The sequence below is a fragment of the Streptomyces sp. NPDC056224 genome (genome assembly GCF_042267665.1).
In the GTDB taxonomy this organism is placed as follows: domain Bacteria; phylum Actinomycetota; class Actinomycetes; order Streptomycetales; family Streptomycetaceae; genus Streptomyces.
The window spans coordinates 79,240-103,049 of record NZ_JBHJTK010000008.1 but is presented as its reverse complement, the minus strand read 5'-3'; the positions used below and the strand labels follow the sequence as shown (position 1 = coordinate 103,049).

General features: G+C 73.9%; 23 protein-coding genes. 10 read left to right on the top strand and 13 right to left on the bottom strand.

Annotated features, from left to right (window positions below):
• The first annotated feature begins 108 nt into the window (after positions 1-108).
• Positions 109-294, top strand: a complete 186-nt coding sequence (locus ACFCZ1_RS13615; protein ID WP_376678547.1) for a DUF397 domain-containing protein — start codon at positions 109-111, stop codon at positions 292-294.
• Here ACFCZ1_RS13615 and ACFCZ1_RS13610 read toward each other — a convergent pair.
• On the bottom strand, positions 278-2,761 hold the full coding sequence (locus ACFCZ1_RS13610) for a helicase-associated domain-containing protein (protein WP_376678546.1): 2,484 nt from the start codon (positions 2,759-2,761) through the stop codon (positions 278-280). The genes ACFCZ1_RS13615 and ACFCZ1_RS13610 overlap by 17 nt on opposite strands.
• A gap of 108 nt (positions 2,762-2,869) precedes the next feature.
• Positions 2,870-4,507, bottom strand: coding sequence for a hypothetical protein (locus ACFCZ1_RS13605; RefSeq protein ID WP_376678545.1), 1,638 nt, complete (start codon positions 4,505-4,507; stop codon positions 2,870-2,872).
• Positions 4,508-5,228: 721 nt separating this feature from the next.
• Here ACFCZ1_RS13605 and ACFCZ1_RS13600 point away from each other — a divergent pair.
• Complete coding sequence (locus tag ACFCZ1_RS13600) at positions 5,229-6,212, top strand: XdhC family protein (RefSeq protein WP_376678544.1); 984 nt, start codon at positions 5,229-5,231, stop codon at positions 6,210-6,212.
• Positions 6,213-6,747: 535 nt separating this feature from the next.
• Here ACFCZ1_RS13600 and ACFCZ1_RS13595 read toward each other — a convergent pair.
• Positions 6,748-7,047, bottom strand: coding sequence for a plasmid stabilization protein (locus tag ACFCZ1_RS13595; RefSeq protein WP_376678543.1), 300 nt, complete (start codon positions 7,045-7,047; stop codon positions 6,748-6,750).
• Between the two features lie 113 nt (positions 7,048-7,160).
• On the opposite strand from ACFCZ1_RS13595, the gene ACFCZ1_RS13590 reads away from it, so the two are divergent.
• Positions 7,161-7,556 carry a DUF6479 family protein gene (locus ACFCZ1_RS13590; protein WP_376678542.1) on the top strand — a complete coding sequence of 132 codons (396 nt, stop codon included), beginning with the start codon at positions 7,161-7,163 and terminating at the stop codon, positions 7,554-7,556.
• Positions 7,557-7,606: 50 nt separating this feature from the next.
• Here ACFCZ1_RS13590 and ACFCZ1_RS13585 read toward each other — a convergent pair whose 3' ends face one another.
• Both ACFCZ1_RS13585 and ligD read right to left on the bottom strand, forming a co-directional pair.
• Complete coding sequence (locus ACFCZ1_RS13585) at positions 7,607-8,491, bottom strand: ATP-dependent DNA ligase (RefSeq protein WP_376678662.1); 885 nt, start codon at positions 8,489-8,491, stop codon at positions 7,607-7,609.
• Positions 8,491-9,396, bottom strand: coding sequence for a non-homologous end-joining DNA ligase (gene ligD, locus ACFCZ1_RS13580; protein ID WP_376678541.1), 906 nt, complete (start codon positions 9,394-9,396; stop codon positions 8,491-8,493). The genes ACFCZ1_RS13585 and ligD overlap by 1 nt, the downstream gene beginning before the upstream one ends.
• A 31-nt stretch (positions 9,397-9,427) precedes the next feature.
• Here ligD and ACFCZ1_RS13575 point away from each other — a divergent pair, with 31 nt between their 5' ends.
• Positions 9,428-10,501: a Ku protein gene (locus tag ACFCZ1_RS13575; protein ID WP_376678540.1), complete on the top strand. Its 1,074-nt coding sequence runs from the start codon at positions 9,428-9,430 to the stop codon at positions 10,499-10,501.
• Between the two features lie 127 nt (positions 10,502-10,628).
• Here ACFCZ1_RS13575 and ACFCZ1_RS13570 read toward each other — a convergent pair whose 3' ends face one another.
• Positions 10,629-11,450 (bottom strand): nuclease-related domain-containing protein, encoded by an 822-nt coding sequence (locus ACFCZ1_RS13570; RefSeq protein WP_376678539.1) that lies wholly within the window; start codon positions 11,448-11,450, stop codon positions 10,629-10,631.
• Between the two features lie 185 nt (positions 11,451-11,635).
• On the opposite strand from ACFCZ1_RS13570, the gene ACFCZ1_RS13565 reads away from it, so the two are divergent.
• Both ACFCZ1_RS13565 and ACFCZ1_RS13560 read left to right on the top strand, forming a co-directional pair.
• Complete coding sequence (locus ACFCZ1_RS13565; protein WP_376678538.1) at positions 11,636-12,265, top strand: hypothetical protein; 630 nt, start codon at positions 11,636-11,638, stop codon at positions 12,263-12,265.
• A gap of 110 nt (positions 12,266-12,375) precedes the next feature.
• Positions 12,376-13,128, top strand: a complete 753-nt coding sequence (locus tag ACFCZ1_RS13560) for a hypothetical protein (RefSeq protein ID WP_376678537.1) — start codon at positions 12,376-12,378, stop codon at positions 13,126-13,128.
• Between the two features lie 166 nt (positions 13,129-13,294).
• Here ACFCZ1_RS13560 and ACFCZ1_RS13555 read toward each other — a convergent pair whose 3' ends face one another.
• From ACFCZ1_RS13555 to ACFCZ1_RS13545, 3 genes are all read right to left on the bottom strand, one after another.
• Positions 13,295-13,564 carry a hypothetical protein gene (locus ACFCZ1_RS13555; RefSeq protein WP_376678536.1) on the bottom strand — a complete coding sequence of 90 codons (270 nt, stop codon included), beginning with the start codon at positions 13,562-13,564 and terminating at the stop codon, positions 13,295-13,297.
• Positions 13,565-13,762: 198 nt separating this feature from the next.
• Complete coding sequence (locus tag ACFCZ1_RS13550) at positions 13,763-14,476, bottom strand: TetR/AcrR family transcriptional regulator (RefSeq protein WP_376678535.1); 714 nt, start codon at positions 14,474-14,476, stop codon at positions 13,763-13,765.
• 22 nt (positions 14,477-14,498) lie between these two features.
• Positions 14,499-15,428, bottom strand: coding sequence for a diiron oxygenase (locus tag ACFCZ1_RS13545; RefSeq protein ID WP_376678534.1), 930 nt, complete (start codon positions 15,426-15,428; stop codon positions 14,499-14,501).
• 169 nt (positions 15,429-15,597) lie between these two features.
• Here ACFCZ1_RS13545 and ACFCZ1_RS13540 point away from each other — a divergent pair, with 169 nt between their 5' ends.
• Positions 15,598-16,719 carry a ferritin-like domain-containing protein gene (locus ACFCZ1_RS13540; RefSeq protein WP_376678533.1) on the top strand — a complete coding sequence of 374 codons (1,122 nt, stop codon included), beginning with the start codon at positions 15,598-15,600 and terminating at the stop codon, positions 16,717-16,719.
• A 134-nt stretch (positions 16,720-16,853) separates the two neighbouring features.
• Here ACFCZ1_RS13540 and ACFCZ1_RS13535 read toward each other — a convergent pair whose 3' ends face one another.
• A complete protein-coding gene (locus ACFCZ1_RS13535) occupies positions 16,854-18,311 on the bottom strand; it encodes a penicillin-binding transpeptidase domain-containing protein (RefSeq protein ID WP_376678532.1) in 1,458 nt (485 codons plus the stop codon).
• Positions 18,308-19,723, bottom strand: a complete 1,416-nt coding sequence (locus ACFCZ1_RS13530) for an FtsW/RodA/SpoVE family cell cycle protein (protein WP_376678531.1) — start codon at positions 19,721-19,723, stop codon at positions 18,308-18,310. Before ACFCZ1_RS13530 ends, ACFCZ1_RS13535 begins: the two co-directional genes overlap by 4 nt.
• A gap of 93 nt (positions 19,724-19,816) precedes the next feature.
• On the opposite strand from ACFCZ1_RS13530, the gene ACFCZ1_RS13525 reads away from it, so the two are divergent.
• Positions 19,817-20,224 (top strand): DUF6325 family protein, encoded by a 408-nt coding sequence (locus ACFCZ1_RS13525; protein ID WP_376678530.1) that lies wholly within the window; start codon positions 19,817-19,819, stop codon positions 20,222-20,224.
• A 26-nt stretch (positions 20,225-20,250) separates the two neighbouring features.
• Positions 20,251-20,658 carry a hypothetical protein gene (locus tag ACFCZ1_RS13520; RefSeq protein WP_376678529.1) on the top strand — a complete coding sequence of 136 codons (408 nt, stop codon included), beginning with the start codon at positions 20,251-20,253 and terminating at the stop codon, positions 20,656-20,658.
• 18 nt (positions 20,659-20,676) lie between these two features.
• On the opposite strand, the gene ACFCZ1_RS13515 is transcribed toward ACFCZ1_RS13520, so the two are convergent.
• Positions 20,677-21,153 (bottom strand): hypothetical protein, encoded by a 477-nt coding sequence (locus ACFCZ1_RS13515; RefSeq protein WP_376678528.1) that lies wholly within the window; start codon positions 21,151-21,153, stop codon positions 20,677-20,679.
• A 219-nt stretch (positions 21,154-21,372) separates the two neighbouring features.
• Between ACFCZ1_RS13515 and ACFCZ1_RS13510 the strand changes: the two genes are divergently transcribed.
• Positions 21,373-22,620 (top strand): C40 family peptidase, encoded by a 1,248-nt coding sequence (locus tag ACFCZ1_RS13510; RefSeq protein WP_376678527.1) that lies wholly within the window; start codon positions 21,373-21,375, stop codon positions 22,618-22,620.
• Here ACFCZ1_RS13510 and ACFCZ1_RS13505 read toward each other — a convergent pair.
• Positions 22,503-23,807, bottom strand: a complete 1,305-nt coding sequence (locus tag ACFCZ1_RS13505; protein WP_376678526.1) for a styrene monooxygenase/indole monooxygenase family protein — start codon at positions 23,805-23,807, stop codon at positions 22,503-22,505. The two genes, ACFCZ1_RS13510 and ACFCZ1_RS13505, sit on opposite strands and share 118 nt — an antisense overlap.
• Between the last annotated feature and the right edge of the window lie 3 nt (positions 23,808-23,810).

Sequence of the window (23,810 nt, the reverse complement as noted above, 5' to 3'; positions counted from 1 at the left end):
ACGCCCGGTGGGCCCTCGGCCAGGGCGAGGACGACCGACAGGCCGCCGGTTGCGTGGTGGGCGGTTCGCACGCTGCGGACCGCGTGCCAGAGCAACGAGGTCCGCACGATGGCCGGGGTCCACAAGACGGCGATATGGCGCACGAGCAGCTACAGCGGGGGGCAAGGAGACTGCGTCGAGGTCGCGGACAGTCTGCCCGGCGTCGTTCCCGTCCGCGACAGCAAGCGGCCCGCCGGGCCCGTGATCGGGTTCGGGCCCGGCGCCTGGCAGGCGTTCGTCACGTACGTGGGCTGAGGAGCCGGGCCGCCAGGGTGCGGGCGCTGGCCGGGACGCCGCGGGCGGGTTCGCCGTAACGGGGGTGGGCCTGGTCGAGGGTGGGGAGGAGGCTGCGCGCGCGTTCGGCCGGGGCCCGGTCGAGGACCGTGGTGCCGGTCTCGGCTTCCTGGGTGGGGGCGTAGCCGGCGGCGCGCAGGGCGGTGAGGGTCTCCTCGGGAGGCGCTGTGGAGATCAGGACGGTCGGGGCGATCCGGCGCAGGCGGAGCTTGGTCAGGCCGCGGGCATGGGCCACCTCGGCGATCAGTGCGGTGTCGTCCGAGCGGATGCAGCAGGCGGAGCGGACGACCTTGAGCTGTCCGTGGGTGCGGGCGGTGTCCTTGATCGTGTAGGCGAGCGGCTGGGGCAGTGGGGTGTTGCGTTCGCTCACCTCGGTCAGGCGGTCGAGGAGTTCGTCGGCGGCCCAGCCCGCGTCCAGGGCCCGGCGTACGGAAGTCGCGGTGATCCGCCAGACCACCGCGTGCCCCTCGGACTCGATGTCGCCGACGCTGGACAGCAGCTCCGCGAGGGCGGGCGCGGGCGCGCCGGTGACGGTGGCGGTCAGGTCGCTCTGGAACCGGGCGGTGACGCTGGGCTCGGGCAGGGCCGCGTACAGGGCTTCACGAAGGGTGGTCACCGCCTGGGCCAGGGCGGGGCGGTGGGTGAGGTCCTCGCCCAGGCCCTCGGAGTCGCGGGCGGCCGGGTCGGCGCCCGCTCCGGGCACGGCCGGGTAGTGGTGGGCGGCGCCCGCCTCCAGGAGTCGGCACAGGGCACGCCCTACGGGGGTGAGCGCGCCGTGGGCGACCACGCCGAGCAGGGCCGCCTCCGCCAGGGTGGCCGCCAGGCGGTCGAGGAGTTCGTCGGCGACCGTCATCGCTCCCGTGCCATCTCCGGCCAGGTGGCCGCGCAGGGCCGGCTGGAACCATGCGGCCAGGACCAGGAGTTCGGCGTATCCCTGCGCGTCCCCGGTCAGCCCGTGGCCGTCGGGGAGGGTGGCGAGGGCCCGCAGGACGCCGGTACGCAGGGTCACCGCGTCCTCGTCACTCGGGCTGATGAGCGCGACCGGGGTCTCGTCGGGGTCCGGCCAGTGGCTGAGGACCTCGGGGACCACGGCCCAGGCGGCCAGCAGAGGCAGCAGCTTGCCCGCGGGCGGGGCCGCCGCCCAGGCGTCGTAGCGGTCGCTGGGCAGCAGGCGGGCGGAGGGCTGGGGCGCCTTGGAGCCCCGGCGGCGGCTCCGGGCGGCGGGGGCCGGCTCGTCGTCCTGGGGTGCGGCGAGCCCGGCGTTCACGGCGAGGTCGAGCCACAGCCGGGTGCCGGCCTCGTCCGCCCCGGCCGCTTTGGCCAGCCGCCGGGTCTCCCGTACGGCGATCCCGCCCGCCTTGCGGATGGCGACCGGCTGGGCGGCCAGCGCCCGCAGTACCAGTTCGGCCCGCCAGGCGGCCGCCGCGGCGGCCGTGCCGCCCTCGCCTTCCCAGCCGGGCGGCAGTGGCGCGGTGGCGGTGAGCGGCTCCGGTTCCAGGCGGGGCGCGGGTGCCGTGCCCTCGTCGCGGAGTGCACGCGCGACCTCGTACGGAAGCTCCGCCAGGTCGAGCCCGACGGGGACCACGAGCCCGCGCGCGGCCAGCCAGTCGGTGCCCTCGTCGCCGCTGCCGCTCTCCCGGAAGACGTACTTGGAGTCCGGGCCCGCGTACTGGCCCCCGTACCGGCTGGCGAAGCAGTGGGTGCGCAGCAGCGGCGGGCCGGGCACCAGGTGGTCCAGCAGCTCCTGGGCGCGGGCCGGGGCGTCCGCCACCAGTGCCCGCACCCGGGCGGGATCGGCGAGCAAGGCGGTGATCTGTTCCTGGGCCTGGTCGCGGGTACGGGCTGCGCCCTCGCCGAAGAGGTTCGCGGCGATCCGCTTGACCTCCGGGGCGTTGTAGGCGGAGGTCAACAGCCGGTCGGCGGTGCGCCCGTAGCCGTCGAACCCGGCGGCCCGGACGTGCAGCAGTGGCGGCAGCGCCAGTTTCCCCTTGGGCGCGGGGAGCAACAGCGCGCGCTCCCGCAGCCGGGTGAGCGTGTGCTCCGCCCGCTGCCGCTTCTCCCCCGGCTCGAACCAGGCCAGTACGTCCCGCTCGGCCACCATCCGGTCCGCGGGCTCCACCGGCGCCACGGGCCGGTGCTGCTGCCAGGGATACCGGGGGCCGCTCCCGCTCTCGCCGCCCTCGACAGGGCCGTGCCGCTCCAGAGCCAGCGCGGCGATGGAGGCAAGCAACGCCAACTCCCCTGCCGTGCCTGCCATCAGGCCGTGGCCCACCGACTCGTCGGTGAGCAGGTGCTCGGCGAGCTCGGGGAGGGTGGTGACCTGCCGGTACTCGGCGGCGAGCGGCAGATCCCGCTCCTCCAGCAGGGCGGTCAGCCGCTCGGCATCCTGGGCGCCGAGCCATTTCGCCAGGGCGGTGCGTGCGTTCACCCGGCCAGCCTAGCGTCGGCCGGCCACCCCGCAGGGGTGAACCAGCCGCGTGCCTCAAGGCGCCGCCCTGCGCCGGCGCAGGCGCCCGCCCGCCCGCCCGCGGGGCCGTCATGTCAGGGTGTTGGTGAGGTGCGGGCCGATGTAGCCGATGAAGATCCCGTGGGTGGCGCACGATGCGTCGTAGTAGTGCAGTCGCGGGGCGACCGTGTTGCCGCCGCCGATCCTGACGTGCGCACCCATGAAGACCCTGCGGGCGGGGTCGACGTCCTCCGGCACGGGGAACGTCCGTTCCCTGCGCCAGTCGGTCTTGGTCTTCACCGACTTCGACTCGTCCCGCACGATCTTCCGCGGCGAGATGGCGTGCTTGCCGTCGGGCGCGTCCTCGCACCACTGTTTGAAGTCCCGCGAGGTCTCCCCGCCGGCGGCGGCGTCGGCGTAGTCGCGCAGTGCCAGCAGGGCGTCCCAGGTCATGCGCCCCCAGGACGAGCCGTACGCCTGGTCGTCGAGTTCCAGAGTGACCTTGCGGGCGCCGGTGAAGTGGACGCGGGGCATATCGGCGATCCGGTCGAGGATCTCCGCGAAGGACGCCGGTTCCGCGGGTCCGGGGGCGACGGGCGTGTACGCGGCCTCGCCCGCGTTGAGTACGAGGAGCCGGTTCTGGAGCACGCGCACGTGGGCCTTGGCGCCCTGCAGCTCCCGGTACTGATCGTCGTACTCGACGGCCAGCATCGACTCGCCCCGCCGTGCCCGTTGCAGTTCCTGCTTCAGGTCGCGGATCTCGTCCGCCCGGACCCTCTGCTCGCGCCCCGCCTCCTCCAGGATTTCGAAGAGCGCGTGGTTCTCGTCCCTCAGCCGCTGCAGCTCGGACGTCCCGACGCCCTCCTTGGTCCGGGCGCGGAGCACGGGAACGGAGTCGAGCTCCGGCGGCAACGGGGCGTGCGTCGCCAGGCTCTGCGGGAGCTGGGCGAGGAGGCGGCGGGCCCGATGCGGGCTCTCGACGACGGCCCGGCGGGACATCACGCGGTGCCGCTGGCCGTCGGCCGCCCAGGCCGGGTCCACTCCTGGCAGGTACGTGCGGATCCCGCCGGCGAAGACCTGGTGGTATTCCAGCGCCCGGTTGAAGCGGGGCTCGGCCTCGGGCGCGAGGACGTAGAGGACGGCCAGGCCGGCCAGCGGCCGGACCAGCGGGTCCACGGTGCGTTCCAGCCAGGCGTCGAAGTCGATGCCGTGGGGGGTGCTGGCCACGACCACGGGCAGGCGCCGCCGGTCGTCGCACAGCTCGTCTATGACGCAGTCGACGTCGTCGGCCTCGATGACCTGCGGCATCCGCGTCACGTCGGCGAGCCCGTCGCGCGCCTGGAGCACATCGAGCAGGCTTCCGGCGAGCCGGGGGGTCTTGGCCGGTACGGGGAGTGCGCCGGGGTCGTCGGGCAGGTGCTCCACGTCCAGTTGGACCCAGGTCGGTCCGGCGCCGGCCTGCCGGATCACCACGGTCGTCTGCCACGTGCCGTCCGGGGTCGTCTCGCGGAGCCGCCAGCGTCCGTAGGCTCCTGACGTCCCCGTCGCGGAGTCGTGGTCGAGGGTCACACCCCGGGCTATCTCGTTGCGCCCTTCGGCGAACGCGTCGATGTCGTACGTCTTCGGGGGCGCCTTGAGCCAGCTCCGCAGCCGGTCGTCGACCTGGGCTCCGGTTCCTACGTAGTCGAGTCCGCTGGTGACGACCATGCGGTAGCGGGGGGTTGCCACGTGGGGCGGTTCCTTCCGTACGGGGGTCACGGCCTGACGGAGGTCGTGACCGGGGTGGGCGGCACGGATCGCGGGAGCTGCGCCGAGACCTGCGGAGCGGTGTGGTCGTGCAGGTTGCGCCGGCCCCGCTTCCCGACCTGAGTACGTTGCTGTCGGCGGAAGTTGTCCCCGGTGAGCAGCAGTTCGGCGGCTCCGGCGGCTCTGGCGGCTCTGGCGGAGCGCGGCTTCACCGAGCCGGGCCGGTGCCGCGCCGACGGGGCGCCGAGATCGACCGCCGGTGAACCGGCCCCGCCCGCCCGGCACTTCTGGTCCGCGGCTCGGGCAGCAGCTCCGCCACGAGGTCCCGCACCGCGGGGGCCGGCCCGGAAGGGGCGGGGCGGTCGAGTGCCAGGGCGCGGAGGGCGGGGTGGGGCTGGTCACTCACGGCGGCTCCTTGCGGTGGCACGGGGGCGGCGCTGGTCGAGCTGTTCGCCCATGGTGCCCGAGTCCGCCGCCCCCGGGAGGCGGAACCGTCCAGCGAGGTCATCGGCCTTGCGGCTCATGGCGCCCGGGCCCCGGCGCTGCGGTTCCGGTGGTCCGTACGAGGGGGTGGGGGCGGGTCTGTGGGTTTGGGGGGTGGGTGGGGGCGGGGAGCGTGCGTAGGGTGGACGGTGAGGCCGCATAGTGCCGTTGACCTGGTGCTTTGCGGGAAGTGAGCTGGCATGCGGATGGGGCGGTGCGGATGCGTGAGCTGGTGGGGACGGCCCGGCGGTGGGTGGCCGAGGGGCGGGCGGGCTATCTGGCCCGGCCCGTGACCGAGCAGGGGTTCGGACCGCGGGATCCGGCCGGGGCACTGCTCGTCGACGCGCGCGGGGAGTGCGTCGGAGCCCTGTACCGGGGGGTCTTCGACGCCGAGCTCGTCGCCGAGGCGGGAGCCATGGCGGCCGGGCACACCGCGCGGGTGTGCGAGGTGTCCGTGCGCGCGGCCGAGGCCGCGGAGGCGAGGCTGACGTGTGGCGGGCAGGCCGAGGTGCTGCTGCAGCCGCTGACGGCGATCCCGGCCGAGTGGTGGGAACTGCTCGGTGAGGGGGCCGGGGTGGCACTGGTGACCCGGCTGAACGAGGCCGCCGACCGGGCCGTCAGTGAGGTCGTACGTGCCACGGACACGCCGCGTGACGATGCCGGGCGGCGGGCCGGGGAACTGCTGGGCACCCGGCGGCCCGGGCGGGACGCGCTGTACGGGGAGAGCGGGCTGGTGCTCGTCGAGGCGTACCCGTCGGCCCCGTACGTGGTCATCGGCGGCGGCGGCGAGCTCGCCGGGATCATCGAGCGGCAGGCCGCGCTGCTGGGCTGGGGCACGCGGCTGGTGGACTCCGCGGCGGACGCCGCGGAGGTGCTCGCGGACCACCGGGACGCCGCGTGCCTGGTCGTGCTCAGCCACGAGCCGGACTTCGACGTCCCGACGCTGCGCAAGGCCCTGGAGCTGCGCATCCCCTACGTGGGGGCGCTGGGGTCGAGGCGGACCACGGCGCGCCGCCGGGAAGGGCTGATCGCCGCCGGGGTGAGCGAGGCCCGGCTGGCCCTGGTGCACGGGCCGATCGGGCTGGACCTGGGCGCGAAGACGCCGCCCGAGACGGCCCTGGCCATCTGCGCGGAGATCCTCGGGGTGCTGAGCGGCCGGGCGACCCCGGCGCTGCGCGACTCCGACGGTCCGCTCAGGGGATGAGCGGACAGAGGGAAAGGTGGGCGGCTCCGCCGGGCGCCCGTGAGAGCCCGGAGTTCGCGTAGGAGTGGACAAGCGCGTACGAGCGCGTACGCGCGAGGCGTGCGCGCTGCGGGACGAGTGGCCGGCGTACGGGCTGAGCGCCCGGCCGGCCGGCCCGCCGTTCCGGCAGCGCCGATAACGCGGGTTGTTGCGGCATGCCGGTCTGCCGCCGAACCGTCGCCGACCGCCCGCCGACCGCCCGCGCCTCGCCATGGCCGGACCCGGCTCGCCCGCACGGAGTCTGGCTACCGCACGGAGTCCGGTCTGCGGCGCCGGTCGGGCGAGGTCGCGGCCGAGCCGTGGCCGGGTCGTGGGCGCTGCCCCGGGCGCGCCTCGGGCCACTGCCGCCGGGAACGTCGGCGGGTAGGCACTGGCCGCCGTTGGCCCCGGCCCCGGCACCCGGTTGCCCCACACGCCAGCACGCCAGGGAGCCCGGGAGCCGCGAGCCCGGGACGCGGCTGGCGGCGGGCCGTCATTCGCCCAGGGCGCGCTTGAGCTACTCCTTGTTCATGTCCGACCGGCCGTGGACGTTGCGGCGCCGGGCCTCCGCGTAGAGCTGGTCGTACGTCGGGCCCTGCGCGCCGCTGTGGGAGCGCAGGCCGCCGCGCCGGGACGAGGACATGTCCTCCAGCGACTCCTTGCTCGCGGTCCTGGCTTCGCCGGCCCGGGCGCGTTCCTTGTTGACCGTCCGGGCGGCGATCTCCTTGGCCTTCTCCTCGGACTCGCCGCGCTGCTCGACGCTCTCCTTGATGTGTTCGTACTGGCGTTCGCGCTTGGGGGAAGATCCGCGGGGCATGACCGGCCTCCTTCTCCGTTCGGGCTTCCGCAGTGGGGCGCGTACCCCGGATGGCGCAAGTTATCCCCGGCCGAACAGCGCATATCGTGGCGAAATGCGGGAAACTGGGCTTCATGGACATGATCCTGAGCGTGGACTCGACCTTGACCGACATCGCGTGGTTCGCGGTGGTCGGGATAGTCGTCGTCGGCTTCCTCCTCGCCGGCTTCAAGCTGGGCCAGCGGGTCAGGGCGAAGGAGCCCCCGCCGCCCACTCCCGAGAGTCAGCCCCACCTGCCGAACGGCGGAGCCGTGTACGAGGTCCGCGAAGAGCGGGACCCGGTGGAGATCCCCGAGGGCGGCCTGAGACCGCACGAGATGCAGGGCTACGGGAACTTCGGCTCCACGACCTCCGGCCATCCTGACGACGTCCGGGCGGAACGCGAGTCCGGCTACGAGCACGTGGAAGGGCCTGGTCCGCATCCACAGCCCGGGTCTCCCCCGAACGCGGGGCGCGGCGCCCACAGCTGACGCGCACCGCCGACAGGACCCGTCCCTCTGACCCGCGCGTCCCGCACGGGTCAGAGGTCCGTCCGCAGCCGCAGGACCTCGGGCGGCGGGTGCCGGGTCGAGGTGTGCCGGACCTCCGCCGTCAGCGGCGGGTCGAGCGGGCGGTAGGGGACCTCGCCGAGCCCGATCGCGGTGACGGTCGCCCCGGCCGGGGCCGCCTGCGCTCGATCGGCCACGGCCACCGCCACTTCCGCGCGCAGGGCCGCCGTCAGCGGGCTCGACACCGTCGGGGTCTCGTCCCCGACCGGCAGCACGAGCACCAGGGCGAGCGGGCGGCGCGGGGTGCCGGTGTAGCCGACCACCGCCGCGTCGCGGACGTCGGTGTGCCGGAGCTTCTGCCAGCCGCGCCGCCCCGCCGGGTAGGTCTGGTCGAGCCGCTTGATGACCAGACCCTCGACGCCGCTGGCGGGCAGGGTCTCGTACCAGGTGGCGGCCAGTTCCGGGTCGGTCGTCATCGGCACCGGCTGCAGCGGCGGCCCGAGCGGCAGCAACAGGTCGACCAGGAGCGCCCGGCGGCGCTCGTACGGCCGCCCGCGCAGGTCGAGGCCGGCCAGTTCCAGCACGTCGAAGGCCGCGTACGAGGCCGGCAGGTCCTGGGCCAGTACGGCGGCCCGGGCGGGCGTGGCCGCCGCACGCCGCTGGACCAGCGCGAAGTCCGTCCGGCCCGCGTGCCAGACCACCACCTCGCCGTCCAGCACCGTTCCGGCGGGCAACTGGCGCGCGGCTGCGGCCAGATCGGGGAACGCGCTGGTCACGATCCGGCCGGAGCGGGCCTGCAGCACCACGTCCGCCTCGGAGCGGACGACGACCAGGCGGTGGCCGTCGAACTTCGGCTCGTACGCCAGGCCCGCCCCGCGCGGCAGGGTCCGTACGGCTGCGGCCAGCGCGACCTGGATCACGGCGCCGCTCCCCCTCCCGCGGGCAGCCGGCCGGCCAGGCCGGGGTTGAGCATCGGGCCGAAGAGGTCCCCGTCGCGCTCCAGCCGCGGCCCGATGTCGTCGGCGAGGAAGAGCAGGTCGGCGGGGGTGCGACAGGCCGCCACCTCCTCCCAGGACACCGGCGCGGACACGGTGGGGCGGGCCCGCGCACGCAGCGTGTAGGGGGCGGCGGTCGTCTTGGCGGCGGCGTTCTGGCTGTGGTCGACGAAGACCTTGCCGGGGCGCAGGGCTTTGGCCATGCGGTGGACGATCAGGTCGGGAAGCTCGCGTTCGGCCTCCTGGGCGAGTCGCTTGGCGTACGCCGACACCTGCCGGGACGGGGTCGGCTCCAGGGGCACGGCCAGGTGCAGGCCCTTGGAGCCGGAGGTCTTGGCGAAGGCGTGCAGGCCGTCGGCGGCGAGCCGGTCGCGCAGCCAGAGCGCGGCGGCGCAGCACTCGACGACGGAGGCGGGGGCGCCGGGGTCGAGGTCGAGGACCATGCGGTCGGCGACGGCGGGGGCGCCGGCGGGCCACTGGGGGGTGTGGAACTCCACGACGAGGTTGGCGGACCACATGAGGGTGGCCATGTCGGCGACGACCACCTGTTCGGCGGAGGGGTCCTCGGAACGGGGCACGGGTGTGGTCTTGACCCAGGCGGGTGTGCCGGGCGGCGGGTTCTTGGTGAAGAAGAGCTGGCCGTCCGGGCCGTCGGGGTAGCGCAGGAAGGACACCGGCCGGTCGTGGATGTGGGCGAGGAGGGAGTCCGCGACGGTGGCGTAGTAGTGGAGCACCTCGCCCTTGGTGAAGCCGGTCTCCGCATAGAGGACCTTGTCGAGGTTGCTGAGCGAGATGCGACGACCCTCCACCAATGTGATCGGCGTCATACGATGAGACTGCCACGAATCAGGAGGAACCGTGCGATCCATTTGGAACGGGGCGATCTCCTTCGGCCTGGTCAGCATTCCGATCAAGCTCGTGAACGCCACCGAGAGCCACTCGATCTCCTTCCGCCAGATCCATCTCGCCGACGGCGGGCGGATCCGCTACCGCAAGGTGTGCGAGCTGGACGGCGAGGAGGTGCCGGGCACCGAGATCGGCAAGGGGTACGAGGAGGCCGACGGGTCGGTCATCCCGATCACCGACGAGGACCTCGGGCAGCTCCCGATCGCGACGGCCAGGACGATCGAGATCATGTCGTTCGTGCCGGCGGAGGAGATCGACCCCCTGCAGATGGACGCGGCGTACTACCTCGCGGCGAACGGGGCGACGGCGGCGAAGCCCTACACGCTGCTGCGGGAGGCCCTGAAGCGCAGCCGGAAGGTCGCGATCGCCAAGTACGCGCTGCGGGGGCGGGAGCGGCTGGGCATGCTGCGGGTCGTCGACGACGTGATCGCGATGCACGGGCTGCTGTGGCCGGACGAGATCCGGGCGCCGGAGGGGGTGGCCCCGGAAGCGGACGTGTCCGTACGGGAGGCCGAACTCGACCTGGCGGACGCGCTGATGGCGACGCTCGGCGAGGTGGAGATGGCCTCGCTGCACGACGACTACCGGGAGGCCGTGGAGGCGATGATCGCGGCGAAGGCGGGTGGTGCCTTCGAGCCGTCCGAGGCCGTCGTGGAGCCGGCCGGGGGCAAGGTGATCGACCTGATGGCGGCGCTGGAGAAGAGCGTGAAGGAGGCGAAGGCCTCGCGGGGCGAGGCCGCCGCGGCGGAGGCCGAGGTGACGCCGATCCGGCGCAAGGCGGCCGCCGCCGCACCGAAGTCGGTGGGCGGGAAGAAGTCGACGGCGGCTTCGGCGAAGAAGACGGCGTCCGGCGCGACGAAGAAGACCACGGCCACCGCCAAGTCCACGAAGACGGCGAAGACGGTGAAGACGGCAAGGACGGCGAGGACGGCCAAGACGGCGGCGACGAAGTCCACTTCCGCGACCGCGAAGAAGACGGCCGCGGCCGCGAAGAAGGCGGCGCCCCGGAAGCGGACCTCCGCCTGACCCCGGGCGGGGCAGGGCGGGGCCCCCTGCGCCGCTGTCCCCGCCGGAACGGGGCTACGCGGGCCGCGTGGCCTGCGTCGACCCGGACGTCCGGGTCACCCGGCGCCCCGGCGCCCCGGCCCCGGCGTCAGCCGCGGAGGCCGCGACCGGACCGGCCCAGCCACGCCCTCGCGTCGCGGGCCAGCGTGAACAGGGCCTCGATGTCCGGTGGTTTGAGCGCGACCGCGGATCCGGTGAGGTCCGCGGCGGCCGTCGGGGGCTGGAGGATGCGGATGTCGCGGACGGTGGGGGCCACCTCGACGCGGGAGGCGTCGGCCACCGCCAGGGCCGGGGTGACCTGCGCGGTCAGGACGAGGGTGGCGCGGGCCGCCGCGCGGCGGGCCCAGCGCGGGTCCGGGCGGGGTTCCGCGCGGCCGACCGTGAGCAGCAGGTCGCCGACCACCGCGCGCTGGCGGCGGCCCGGGACCGCACGGACGCAGAAGATCCCGGACGGGCCTATGAGCAGGTGGTCGATGCGTCCCGATCCCGGGAGCGGGACGCAGTGCAGGATCCGCCAGCCCTGCGCCTCCAGGGCGTCGCAGACGTCGCCCATCCGCTGCTGGGCCGACAGGTCCTGGCGCAGCCGGTGCCGGGCCCGGCTGCCCGCCGGGACGTGTTCCAGTTCGCCCAGCAGGGTCTCGCCGGGGCGGTTGGGGGCCAGGTCCGCGTCCGGCGGCAGGGCGAGGCCGGCCAGGTCGGCGGCCGTGGGTACGGGGGGCGGGCCGATCGAGACCGTGCCGCTGAGGTAGGGCCGTAACACCGCCAGGATCGCCTCCCGATGGTCGTCCGCGAGCACGCTGATCCGGTTCGCCTGCCGGTCGTACCAGGCCACCGCCTGCCCGTCGGGCAGGTTGACGTACAGTCGGCCGCGGCCGGGCCGGCCGCTCGGCAGTACCTTGAGTCCCCTCATCGCCCTCACCCCCGCGGTCCATGGGAGCAGCCGGGACGCCGCACGGCAATCCCCCGGCTGTGTAACGACTCCGACGCGCCCCTGCGACACCGCTGTTACACGAACGGGGCGCTGCCGCAACGGCCGCCCCCTAAGTTGGTCGCACCTGGACCCGCCAGACTCCGACCAGCACCGAAGGGCTTCCCGTGAGTACCGTCAGCCGCCGCACTCTCGTTCGCGCCGCCGCCGTGACCGCATGCGCCGGAAGTCTGCTTGCGCTGCCCACCGCCGCCGCCCTGGCCGAAGGTGTCCCCGCGGCCTCGGCCGCGCACTCCGCGGGCCCGCGGGTGCTGGTCAAGAGCCTCGCCCTCGCGGACGGCACGTCCACGGCGAAGGTCTACCGCGTCGCCGGCGGCGCGTACCAGGCGGACATCCTTACCGCCGACGGCGCCAGGGCCGCCACCTTGACCAGCCGTGACGGCGTCACGGGCTTCGGCGGCGCCGGGGAACTGCACGCCTCGCTGGAGTCCGACGGGCGGCTGACGTCGTGGGTGGGCGACGCTCCCGCCGGGGCCGTCGCGCACGCCGTCGGGGGCGAGGGCCACCACAAGACCGGCACCCGCATCGGGCAGGTCGTCCCCGCGTCGGCGCCGAAGGCGGCGGGCGGCGGAAGCGGGGTCCTGGCCGGCGGCCCGGCAGGGGTGCGGCGCCTGAACACACTGGCCGACGGACCGGGCGAGGGCGTGCTGCTGCTCGCCGCGGGCGGCGGTATCGCGGCCGTCGGCGCCGCCGGCCTCGGCTTCGCGATGGTGCGGCGCGGGCGGACCGAGAGCTGAGGCCCGGGCGCCGTCCGTGGACCGGGAAAGCCGCGAGCGAGACGGGCACGCCTCCGCATAGGTTGACGGAATCGATCGTCGTGCCGCGCGGAGGGAGGGCGCTGGGGTCCGTGGGAACGCTTTCCATCCGCTCGGTCGCCGCCGCCCGCGTCGCACCGGCGTTCGCGACGCTCGCCCTGGTGAGCCTGCTGGCGGGGTGCGACGACAGCGGCGGACTGGCCGGGGCGGGCCCGGCGGCGCCCGCGAGCGGGCCCGTACATCTGTGGCCCGGCCGTCAGGGAGCCGTCGTACCGCCGGCCGATCCGGGCGGCGCTCCGCCCGAGTACGTCAAGGGGATCCCGCCCGTCCGGGACCAGGACGTGCACGGGGTCGATCCGGTGGCCCTCGTCCAGGCGGAGGTGCGGGCCCGTCCGAAGGCGGACGCCGGTGCGGACGGGATGCCGCCCGGGACCGCGGCCTCGATCGGGGAATGCGGCACGCGGGACGCACAGCCCGAGGCGTGCCCGGTGCTGGCGCCGTACTACCGGGACCTCACGGGCGACGGCAAGGACGAGCTGATCGTCGGCATCGAGTTCCCGGACAGCATGATGTCGGTACGGGTGTACACGGCGGACGAGCACGGCCGGCTCAACCGGATCATGGCGACCACGCAGACCGTGATCACCGTGGACCTGGCCGGGCGGGACGTGATCCTGCGCGCGCCCAGCGGGAACAACGGCTACGAGCTGATCACCGCCTGGTCCTGGGACGAGAAACAGCTCACCATGCTGCCGACGCGCGAGCAGATCGTACGGGTGCCGGGCCGTCCGCACGGCCCGGCGAATCCGCACGGCCCGGGCGCGGGCCGGCCGGGCGCGCCGTGAGGCTCCGGCTGCCCGCCTGAACGGCGACGCCGACCTCGAAGGCCGCGTGCCGCGTGCTTCCTCGCGGTGGCTGCACTGTAGCTGCCGGACGAGGGGGTGTCGCGGGCGAGTGGGCGGGCACCCTCACGGGGCCCGTCTCCCCGGCGCGGCCTCGGACGCGCAGCGGTTACGGGCGGGGGGACTTGGTCCAGGGCCAGCGGACCTTGGGCTTCTGGCCTGAGGGCGCGAAGGCGTACTTCCAGCCCTTCTGGAGACCCAGGCGCTTGGAGTAGCCCGCCGGGACGCGCTCGTACAGGAGGACCGTCGGGGCGCCGCCGTCGGGTGCCGGGACCGGGATCTCGTACCACTTCGGGGGGTGTCCGGTCGGGCCGAGGAGGATCGGGAGAACCCGGCCGTCCATCGGGCCGCCCTCGAAGGGCGTCGGTTCGCTTCTCACCCCACCAGTGTCACCCAGGAACAGGATGCCCCTGAGCGCGGAATGCGGAGTCCGGAGTGCGGAGTGCGGAGGTCGGAGTGCCGCATGAGCGGTCACCGTCTCCCCGGGGGCGGGAACCGCGCACGCGTCACGCCGGGCCGGGCCCGTCCGGGCCGGGTGAGCCAGGAACCCCTCTCCCTCGTGCACGAGGGAGAGGGGTCAGAGCAGGTGCGCGGCCTCGGAGACCACCGGGATCACGCGGCGGGCCAGCACCCCGACCGGGCCGTCCGCCGGCTCCAGGGCGAGGGCGGCGCGGGCCGCGGCGGCCGTCTCCGGGTCCGTGGCCGCGGTGGCGGTCAGCAGTGCGATGAACTGGTCCACCAGCCAGTCCCGCAGGGAATCGACCTCCGGCTGCTTGCCCTCGTCGATCCAGATGAGGGAGGCCGCTTCGACGGCCGTGATCCACGTGCGGACCATCATGCGCAGGCGCGGCCCGGGGGCGGGCACGGACAGGTGGAGGAGGATCTGTCCGGCCGCCGAGCGGCGGATGCCGTCGACCGTCGCGGTGGTGCGGGAGGTCTCCACGACGCTGCCGCCCTGGAGGAGGGCCGCGAAGCCGGCGTCGTGCTCGTCGACGAAGGCCAGGTACCGGTCGAGGGCCCGGGTGAGGCGCTGGGTCAGGGGGCCTTCCTGGGGTTCCGCGAAGCACAGTTCGAGGACGTCCGCCGCCGAGCGCAGGGCGGCTTCGTAGAGCTGCTGCTTGCCGCCCGGGAAGTAGCGGTAGACCAGGGGGCGCGAGACCCCGGCGGCCTCGGCGACGTCGTCGAGCGAGACCTCCTCCGGCGCCCGGTGCGCGAACAACGACAGTGCGGCGTCGAGAAGTTGGGCTCGCCGCTCCTCGACGCTCAGTCTGCGGTAGGCGCGTACGGTCATGCCCGCAGCGTAGACGACCTTCCTACGCCAGGAGGCCCGAGCTCTTCCACAGGCGGCGGCCGGTTCCGCGCAGGACGCCTATGTCGTCCAGGAAATCGGTGAGCCGCTTGGCGCCGGACTGCATGACCTCCCGGCGATGGCCGCTCGCCTTGACCTGGGCGACGGCTTCGCGGCGGTCCAGGCCGATGCTCTCGTAGACGGCCGGGTTGACGAAGGCGAGGGAGAAGACGCGGGCCGCCTCGCCGCAGCTGATCCGGGTGAGTTCCTGTTCCCAGCGCGGGGCCGTCAGCATCTGGCGGCGCAGTTCCTCGCGGGCGTACCGGACGTGCCGGGCCTCCTCGATGACGTGGATGCGGGTGACGCCGCGGACGAGCGGCTGGACGCGCTCGTCCGGGAAGGTCAGGCGCTGCATCCAGTCGAGCACTTCTTCCCCGAGGAGGGTGCAGGCGAAGGAGCCGGGGGTGGTGGAGACCGTCTTGAGGACGCGGGCGAGGTTGTGGTTGACGCGGGAGACCGGGTACGCGGGGGCGCCGGCCTTCTGGATCAGGCGGGCGAACATCATCGAGTGCCGGCACTCGTCGGCGATCTCGGTGAGCGCGTAGCGCACGTGGTTGCTGGTCAGGGACTTGTCATAGATGTGGCGGACCAGGAGCTGCATGAGGATGATCTCGAACCAGATGCCGAGCGAGGCGAGCGCCGCTCCCTCGTGGCGGGAGAGCTCGATGCGCCGCTCCTCCCCCATCTTCTTCCAGAGCGGCGTGTCGTAGAGGGACAGCAGCTCCGGCGGCCAGTAGTACTTGCCCTCGACCATCGGGGCGTCCCAGTCGAGTTCCTTGTCGGGGTCGAAGGAGTGCCTGGCGGAGGATTCGAGCAGCCGTTCGGCGATCTGCTCGCGGTCCTTGAGCAGGCCGAGTGCGTCCCTCAGCGCGATTCGATCGGTCGCGGTCGTCATGGCTTCGGATACCTCGCTCGTTGGGTTACCGGCGGTCATTGATTATGAGACTGCCTGTCAGCAAGGCCGTCAATCCCCCGCGCACGACTTGTTGACCGCGTGTCTACCAACGTGTGACGCTGCCAACAGTCCAGTCCTGTACGGAAGTACGTGAGACGAGGAGGCGTCAGTGTCGACGCACGAGCTCTACACGACGGATCCGGGCGAGGGCGTCTGGCAGATCCCCGCCACCGGCTCCGCCCGCTTCAGCTGGGAGTACGACGGAGGCCGCGAGCGGCTCCTCGCGCTCTACCAGAAGGGCAAGGACAAGCAGTGGGACGGCGCCAAGCGCATCTCCTGGGACACCGAGGTGGACCCGTACGACCCGCTGGGCGCCCCGGACGAGGCGCTGACGCTGTACGGGACGCGGCACTGGGCCAAGCTGACCGGGAAGGACAGGGGCGAGCTGCGCCGGCACTACGCCTCCTGGCAGTTCAGCCAGTTCCTGCACGGCGAACAGGGCGCGATGGTGTGCGCGGCGCGCATCGTGGAATCGGTGCCGGACCTCGACGCGAAGTTCTACTCCGCCACGCAGACCATGGACGAGGCCCGGCACGCGGAGGTCTTCGGGCGCTTCCTGCACGAGAAGGTCGGGATGCTGTACCCGGTCAACAAGAGTCTCCGGGAGCTGCTGGGCGACACCCTGCGCGACTCCCGCTGGGACATGCCGTACCTGGGCATGCAGGTGCTCATCGAGGGGCTGGCGCTGGCCGCCTTCGGGATGATCCGCGACACGACCGGCAAGCCGCTGCCGAAGCAGATCCTGGCGTACGTGATGCAGGACGAGGCCCGGCACGTGGCCTTCGGGCGGATGGCGCTGCGGGACTACTACCGACAGTTGACGGACGCCGAACTGCGCGAGCGCGAGGAGTTCGTGATCGAGGGCTGCTACCTGATGCGGGACCGGCTGCGCGGGGTGGAGGTGCTGGAGAACTTCGGCATCCCGAGGAAGGAGGCGGAGCAGCTCAGTGAGCAGTCGGAGTTCCTGGCGCTCTTCCGCAAGCTGCTGTTCAGCCGGATCGTGCCGTGCGTGAAGGACATCGGGCTGTGGGGCGAGCGGCTGCAGAAGGCGTACCTGGAGATGGGCGTCTTCGAGATGGGCGACTCGAACCTGGACCTGCTGATGCGCGAGGACGAGGAAATCGCCGAAGCCCTCGACCGCGAGCGGTTCGCGGCCGAGGAAGCGCAGCGGGTGGCGGAGGTCGAAGCCGCCATCGCCGCAGGGGCCGAGGGGGCCGAGGGGGCCGGCTGAGGGATGTCCACCGGATCACGGGGCGGGGTCCGGGGCGGGGTCGGGATCGGAGCCGGGGTCTGAGCCGGTCCCGGAGCCGGACTCCGGGTCGCGGGCCCCCGGTCCGCGCGGCCCGCGGTCCGCGGTCCGCGGTTTCAGCCGGACAGCGCCGCCTGCATCACCGCACGCGCGATCGGCGCGGCGGCCAGGTTCCCGCTGATGTCGCCGCGGTGGGCCGCCGCGTCCTCGACCACCACCGCCACCGCGATCCCCGGCAGCGGCGCCCCGTCGGCCTTGGCCCAGGAGATGAACCAGGCGTACGGGGTGCCCGCGTTGCCCACGCCGTGCTGCGCGGTACCGGTCTTGCCGCCGACCACCGCGCCCGGGATCGCCGCGTTCTTCCCCGTCCCGTTCTCCACCACCTTCACCATCAGCTCCTGCAGCCGCAGCGCGGTGGCCGGACTCATGGCCCGGCCCAGGCTGCGCCGGCCGCCGCGCCGCACCGGCGAGCCGTCGTCCTGCGTCGTCCGGTCCACCAGGTACGGGGACTTCAGCTCCCCGCCCGCCGCGACCGCCGCCGCCACCATCGCCATCTGCAGCGGCGTCGCCCTCGTGTTGAACTGGCCGATCGAGGACAGGGCCAGCTGGTCCCGGCTCATGTCGGTGTCGAAGTTCGACCGGGACACCCACGAGGGCACCCGCAGCCCGCCGCCGTTGAAACCGAACCGCTCCGCCGCCGCCACCATCCCGCGCAGCCCGACCCGCACCCCGATCTTCGCCATCACCGTGTTGCAGGACCACTGCACCGCCTCCGCCATCGAGGCGTCCTGGCAGCCCGTGGCCGCGTTCGGCAGCAGGGTGCTGGTACCGGGCAGCGGGTACGGGTCCGGGGTCTCGGTCGGCGCGTCCACATCGGTGACCACGCCCGCGTCGAGGGCGGCCGCCGCCGTCACGATCTTGAAGGTGGAGCCGGGCGGGTAGGTCTCGCGCAGCGCCCGGTTGAGCATCGGCCGGGCCGGGTCCGCGTTCAGCCGGGCCCAGGCCTCCTTGACCCGCGTGCCCGTACCGGAGAGCGCGGAGGGATCGTACGAGGGGCTGCTGACCAGCGCGAGGATCTTCCCGGTGGCCGGCTCGACGGCGGCCACCGCGCCGCGCTTGCCCCCGAGCCCGGTGTAGGCGGCCTGCTGCACGCGCGCCCGGATGGTGGTGGCCGCGTTCCCGCCGGCCGGGCGGCCGCGGGCGAGGTCGTACCAGAGCGGGAAGGCGGAGAGCCCGGGGTCGGTGCCCGAGAGGACCGCGTCCTCGGCGCGCTCGACGAAGCTGGTCCCGTACGTCTGCGAGGAGAAGCCGGTGACGGGCGCGTACAGCGGCCCGTTCGTGTACGTCCGCTCGTAGCGCAGCAGTTGGCCGCTGTCGCGGGAGCCGGTGACGGGGCGCCCGTCGACCAGGACGTCACCGCGCGGCTGCCCGTAGCGCTCGATGGCGGAGCGCTTGTTGGCCGGGTTCGCCCCGTAGGCGGCGGCCTCCCAGACCTGCACGCGCCCGATGTTGACCAGCAGGGCGACGAGCAGCAGGGCGCAGAAGTACGCGCACCAGCGGATGTAGCGGATCATGCGGCGCCCTCCGGTCGGGCGGTCTGCGGGTCGGGGGCCCCGGGGGCCGCGGCCTGCTGCGCCGGGCGCGGTCTGCGGGCGCTGTCGCTGAGCCGGACCAGCAGGGCGACGATGACCCAGTTGGTGACGACGGAGGAGCCGCCCTGGGCGAGGAAGGGCATGGCCATGCCGGTCAGCGGGATGAGCCCGGTGACGCCGCCCGCGATGACGAACACCTGGAGCGCGACGATCGAGGAGAGACCGGTCGCGAGCAGCCGGCCGAAGGGGTCGCGCAGCGCGAGCCCGGCGCGGAAGCCGCGGGCGACGAGGAGCCCGTAGAGGAGCAGGATCGCGGTGAGCCCGACGAGGCCGAGCTCCTCACCGGCGGTGGCGAGGATGAAGTCGGACTTCGCGGCGAAGCCGATGAGGAAGGACTGGCCGTGGCCGAGACCGGCGCCGAGCAGGCCGCCGGCGCCGAAGGCGAACAGGGACTGGGCGAGCTGGCCGGGGCCCTCGCCGCGCTCGATGGAGGCGAAGGGATTCAGCCAGTCGTCCACGCGGCTGTTCACGTGCGGCTCGAAGGTCCCGACGGCGTACGCGCCGAGGGCGGCGAGCAGCAGCCCGATCGCGATCCAGCCGATCCGGCCGGTGGCGGTGAACAGCATGATCACGAACAGCCCGAAGAACAGCAGCGAGGTCCCGAGGTCGCGCTCCAGGACCAGCACGCCGACGCTGAGCAGCCAGATCGTGAGGATCGGGCCGAGGACGCGGCCGGGGAGCAGGCGCAGCCTCCAGAAGAGCCGGCGGCCGGTGAGGGCGAGGGCGGTGCGGTTCGCGGCGAGGTAGGAGGCGAAGAAGACGGCGAGCAGGATCTTGGCGAACTCCCCCGGCTGGAAGGAGAGTCCGGCGAAGCGGATCCAGATGTGGGCGCCGTTGACCGCCGGGAAGAAGACGGGGACGAGCATCAGCGCGAGGGCGCTGGTGACGGAGAGGTACGCGTACCGCTGGAGCGTGCGGTGGTCGCGCAGCGCCGCGACGGCGAGGACGAAGAGCCCCACCCCGAGGGCGGACCAGCGGAGTTGGTCGTCGGCGGTGAGGTGGCCGGGGGTGGTCGCGTCGAGGCGCTGGATGAGGACGAGGCCGAGTCCGTTGAGCAGTACGGCGATCGGGAGCACGAGGGGGTCGGCGTACGGGGCGCGCAGGCGTACGGCGACGTGCGCGAGCAGGGCGGCCGCGGCGAGACCTCCGGCATAGTGCGCGGCGGGGCGCGGGATGCGGCCGGTGGTGGCGAGGCCGACGTAGAGGTGCCCGAGGACGGAGATCAGGACGGCGCCGGCGAGGAGCGTCAGCTCGACGCCGCGGCGCTTGGGGGCGCTGGCGTCGGGTGGCGGGGGCGGGGCGGGCTCCGCCACCTCTGCCGTCAGAGCGGTCATACGCGAAACGTAGCAAGCGAACGGATGATATGTCCGCTATGCCATAGTGTGCCGAGGAGTCGTCACAAACGGTCGGAAGCGGAGCCGAGGCTTATGGGACCTGTGGAATTCATCGTCCTCGCCTTCCCGGAGGAGCAGCTGCGGGTGCCGGCGGTCGAAGCCGTGATGGGCCTGCGGAAGACCGGGGTGGTCCGGCTGATCGACGGGCTCGTGGTCACGAGGACGGCGGCGGGGGAGGTCCTGGCGGCCGAGTTCGACGAGTTCGTGGAGCTGCGGGGCCTGCTGACGGGCCGGGATGTGGCACGGCTGATCGGGCCGGAGGACGTACAGGAGTCGGCGGGGCTGCTGGAGCGCGGGAGCTGCGCGCTGCTGCTGCTGGTCGAACACGTGTGGGCCGAGGACGCGGCGATCGCCGTACGGGCGGCGGGCGGGCGGATCGTGGGCTCGGTCCGCATCCCGGTGGACCGGATCCCGGCCGACCCCCGGACGGGCGTGGCCTGATGTTCATCCGGCCGGTGGGAGTGACGGTGCGGTCCGCGGACCGCCCGGCGGGCCGCCCGCTGCTGCGGGGCCTGCTGGCGCGCGCGGTGGGCGCGACGGAGGGCACGGTGAGGGCGGACGCGCCGCGGCACGGGGTGCGCTGGACACCGGCGGGCGTGGTGGAGCCGGCGGGGGCGGAGGCGGCCTGGGTGGAGCCGGCCGAGGCGGAGCCGGCCGGGGCCGGGCCGGAACCCGTGGAGTCGGTCGGGCGGGAGCGGGAGCCGGAGCCCCCGGCGGGTGCGTCTCCGGCTGCCCCTCCGGGTACGCCTCCGGGTGGAACCGCTCCCCCGGCGGGCCTGGTGGCGGAACTGCGGCAACTGGCCGACCTGGCCCGGGAAGGCCTGCTGACCCCGGAGGAGTTCACGACGGCCAAGGGCCGCCTCCTGCGCGGCTGACGGCGCCGGGGCTCCGCATCACACGGCCGGGTCCTCCCGGGCGCGGCGCTCCGATGCGAGGGCCGCGGCCCCGGCGCACACGGCGGCGGCCAGCCCGAGGCCCAGCACGGCCGGGTTGACGTAGCCGGGAACGGACCCGGCGGCGTACCGTCCGCCGCCCGTCGTCTCACAGACGAAGCGCAGGGGCACGTAGTCCACGGTGTAGTCGACGACCGTCAGCGCCCGCTCCCACCGGCCAGGCGTCCTACAGGGCCGGAGCGGCGAGGACTCGGCGCCGCCGTCCTCCGCGTCGACCACCGCACCGGCGACGTACAGCAGGCCCCAGGTGTAGACGGCGGCCGCGACACCCGCAAGCAGGGCGGCGAGACCCCGGTGCCACACCGCCCGGCCGGTACGCCGCCGCCCGGCCCGGCCGAGGGTCACGAGGCCGTGGCCGACGAGTCCGAAGGCCGCGACCAGCCCGGCCGGAATGAGCAGCAGAAGCAGGAGCGCCATCCGCCGAGTCCACCAACCCGCGTTCCCGCCACCTATGACGGACCCCACAGTTCCGGCAACAGAGCTGTCACGGCGAGGCGGGGAGGGGAGGGGAGGGGAGGGGCGGGGCGGAGGCCGTGCCCGCCCCCACCGCCGACCGGCTCCACACCCCGCCCACCCCGCCAACCGGGTGAGTGCGCGAGGCCCGCCGACACCGCTGGGGCATTTGTCGTACCGGGCGTGGCAGCATCGGCGCCCTCGGAGGTGATCACATTGTCCTATCGGCTGCTTCGTGCCGCCTGCATCGCCGCGGTGCTCGTCACGGCCGGGCCGCTGCCCACCGTCCATGCCGAACCGCTGCCCGGTGAGAACGTCGGGGTGCTGCTCACCCGCCTGCAGGGGCTCTACCAGAAGGCCGAGGAGGCCGCCGAGGCCTACAACGCCACCGAAGTCGCCCTCAGGTCCCACCAGGAGCAGGAGCGGCGGCTCAGCGCCGAGTCCGGCAAGGCCCGCAGCGCCCTCGGTGCCGAAAAGGCGCTGCTCGGGCGGCTCGCCCGGGAGCAGTACCAGGGCAGCCGCGGCCTCTCCCCGTACGCCCGGATGCTGCTCGCCGGGAACCCGCAGGCCGCCTTGGACCAGCGCCGCCTCGCCGCCCGCGAGGGCGCTCGGCAGGCCGCCGTGCTGAAGCGGCTCACGCGCGGGGAGCGGGCGGCCGACGCGCTCGCCGCCCGGGCACGCGAGGCGCTGGACTCCCAGCAGTCGCTGGCCGCGCGGCGCAGGCGGCAGAAGGACGAGGTCGCGGTGCAGCTCAAGGAGGTCGAGCGGGTGCTCGCCTCCCTGACGGCCGAGCAACTCGCACAGCTCGGCGCGCGGGAGGCCCGTGACACCGCCGTCGCGCAGCGGGAGCTGGTGGACTCCGGCAGGCTCCCCACCCGCACCGGTACCCCGACGGCCGCCGGCGGCGCGGCCCTCACATACGCGGCCGCCCAGATCGGCAAACCCTACGTGTGGGGCGCGGAGGGCCCGGCGTCCTTCGACTGCTCCGGGCTGACCTCGCAGGCCTGGGCACACGCCGGACGCGCCATCCCCCGTACCAGCCAGGAGCAGTGGGCCCGGCTGCCGAAGGTGCCGCTGGACCAGCTGCGGCCCGGGGACCTGGTGGTCTACTTCCCCAAGGCCACCCACGTGGGCCTGTACGTGGGCGGGGGCAAGGTGATCCAGGCGCCGCGGCCGGGCGCGAAGGTGAAGGTCTCGCCGATCGCCGCCAACCCGCTGCTCGGTGCCGTACGGCCCGACGCCGACGGGACGCCGCTCACGCAGTTCACCCCGCCGCCGCTCCCCGAGGACGCGGCGGCGGGGGACGACACCGGCTACTCGGAAGAGGGGGCGCCGGTGGAGGGGGCGCCGGAAGACGCAGCGTCGACGGACGGAGTGCCGGAGGCCGAAGCGACCTCCGCCAAGTACTCCGCGGCGTCTTCGGGATCGTAGAAGTACGCGTCGAAGTCGGCCGGGTTGTCGAAGCCGTTGGCGAATCGATTCGCCACCGGCTGGAGCTCCCCGGCCGCGCCGAGCAGGTTCAGCACGTGCTCCGGCGGGACGCCCAGCATCGCGTTCGTCCACTGGGTCACCGGCTTGCCCGTGGTGAACCAGTACTTGTCGAAGGTCGCCTTCATCCACGCCTCGTCGAACGGCTTGTCCCCGTGCATCAGGATCGACGAGAGGTACGAGGCGGCGCACTTGGCGGCCGAGTTCGAGCCCTGTCCGGTGATCGGGTCGTTGGAGACGACCACGTCCGCGACGCCCAGCACCAGCCCGCCGCCCGGCAGGCGCCCGATCGGATTGCGGACCACCGGCGCGTACCGGCCGGCGAGCGTGGCGCCCGCGTCCGTCAGCTCCGTCTTCGTGGCACGCGCGTACTCCCACGGCGTGAACTTCTCCATCAGGCCCAGCGTGAGCGCCAGGTGTTCCGCCGGATCCGTGACGCCCTTGAACACGTCCACCGGACCGCCCGGGATGCCCTCCCAGAACAGGATGTCCGCCCGCCCCGAGGTGGTGAGGGTCGGCATGACGAACAGCTCGCCGACGCCCGGGACCAGGTTGCACCGGACGGCCTCGGTCTCCGGGTGCTCCGGTCGCGGGCCGAGCCCGTGCACGTAGCTGACGGCGAGCGCGCGCTGCGGGGCGTCGTACGGCGAGCGGGCGGCGTCGCGGCCGAACATCGACACCAGCTCGCCCTTGCCGGCGGCCACCAGCACCAGGTCGTACGTACGGGAGAAGTAGTCGAGGTCGGCGACGGACGCACCGTGGATGACCAGCTGGCCGCCGCGCTGCGCGAAGGTGTCGAGCCAGCCGGCCATCTTCAGGCGCTGGTCGACGGACTGCGCGTACCCCTTGAGGTGGCCCAGCCAGTCGATGGCGCGGCCGCCGTCGGGGGCGGCGACGGAGACGCCGAGACCCTCGATCCTCGGGGCCTGGCGCGCCCAGAAGTCGAGCTGGAGGTCGCGCTCGTGCTGCAGGGCCGTGTCGAACATGACCTGCGTGGACATGACCCGTCCGGTGCGGATCTCGTCCGCCGTCCGGTTGGACATGAGGGTGACCTCGTACCCCTTCGACTGGAGTCCGAGGGCGAGCTGGAGACCGGACTGGCCGGCTCCGACGACAAGTATCTTGCGCATCTC

Bases quoted from the DNA above. Each gene is read 5' to 3' on its own strand.
- ACFCZ1_RS13570 (WP_376678539.1), bottom strand. From the start codon at position 11,450: ATGAGGGGACTCAAGGTACTGCCGAGCGGCCGGCCCGGCCGCGGCCGA.
- ACFCZ1_RS13590 (WP_376678542.1), top strand. From the start codon at position 7,161: ATGGACATGATCCTGAGCGTGGACTCGACCTTGACCGACATCGCGTGG.
- ACFCZ1_RS13600 (WP_376678544.1), top strand. From the start codon at position 5,229: ATGCGTGAGCTGGTGGGGACGGCCCGGCGGTGGGTGGCCGAGGGGCGG.
- ACFCZ1_RS13505 (WP_376678526.1), bottom strand. From the start codon at position 23,807: ATGCGCAAGATACTTGTCGTCGGAGCCGGCCAGTCCGGTCTCCAGCTC.
- ACFCZ1_RS13530 (WP_376678531.1), bottom strand. From the start codon at position 19,723: ATGACCGCTCTGACGGCAGAGGTGGCGGAGCCCGCCCCGCCCCCGCCA.
- ACFCZ1_RS13545 (WP_376678534.1), bottom strand. From the start codon at position 15,428: ATGACGACCGCGACCGATCGAATCGCGCTGAGGGACGCACTCGGCCTG.
- ACFCZ1_RS13595 (WP_376678543.1), bottom strand. From the start codon at position 7,047: ATGCCCCGCGGATCTTCCCCCAAGCGCGAACGCCAGTACGAACACATC.
- ACFCZ1_RS13525 (WP_376678530.1), top strand. From the start codon at position 19,817: ATGGGACCTGTGGAATTCATCGTCCTCGCCTTCCCGGAGGAGCAGCTG.
- ACFCZ1_RS13615 (WP_376678547.1), top strand. From the start codon at position 109: ATGGCCGGGGTCCACAAGACGGCGATATGGCGCACGAGCAGCTACAGC.
- ligD (WP_376678541.1), bottom strand. From the start codon at position 9,396: ATGACGCCGATCACATTGGTGGAGGGTCGTCGCATCTCGCTCAGCAAC.
- ACFCZ1_RS13515 (WP_376678528.1), bottom strand. From the start codon at position 21,153: ATGGCGCTCCTGCTTCTGCTGCTCATTCCGGCCGGGCTGGTCGCGGCC.
- ACFCZ1_RS13535 (WP_376678532.1), bottom strand. From the start codon at position 18,311: ATGATCCGCTACATCCGCTGGTGCGCGTACTTCTGCGCCCTGCTGCTC.
- ACFCZ1_RS13550 (WP_376678535.1), bottom strand. From the start codon at position 14,476: ATGACCGTACGCGCCTACCGCAGACTGAGCGTCGAGGAGCGGCGAGCC.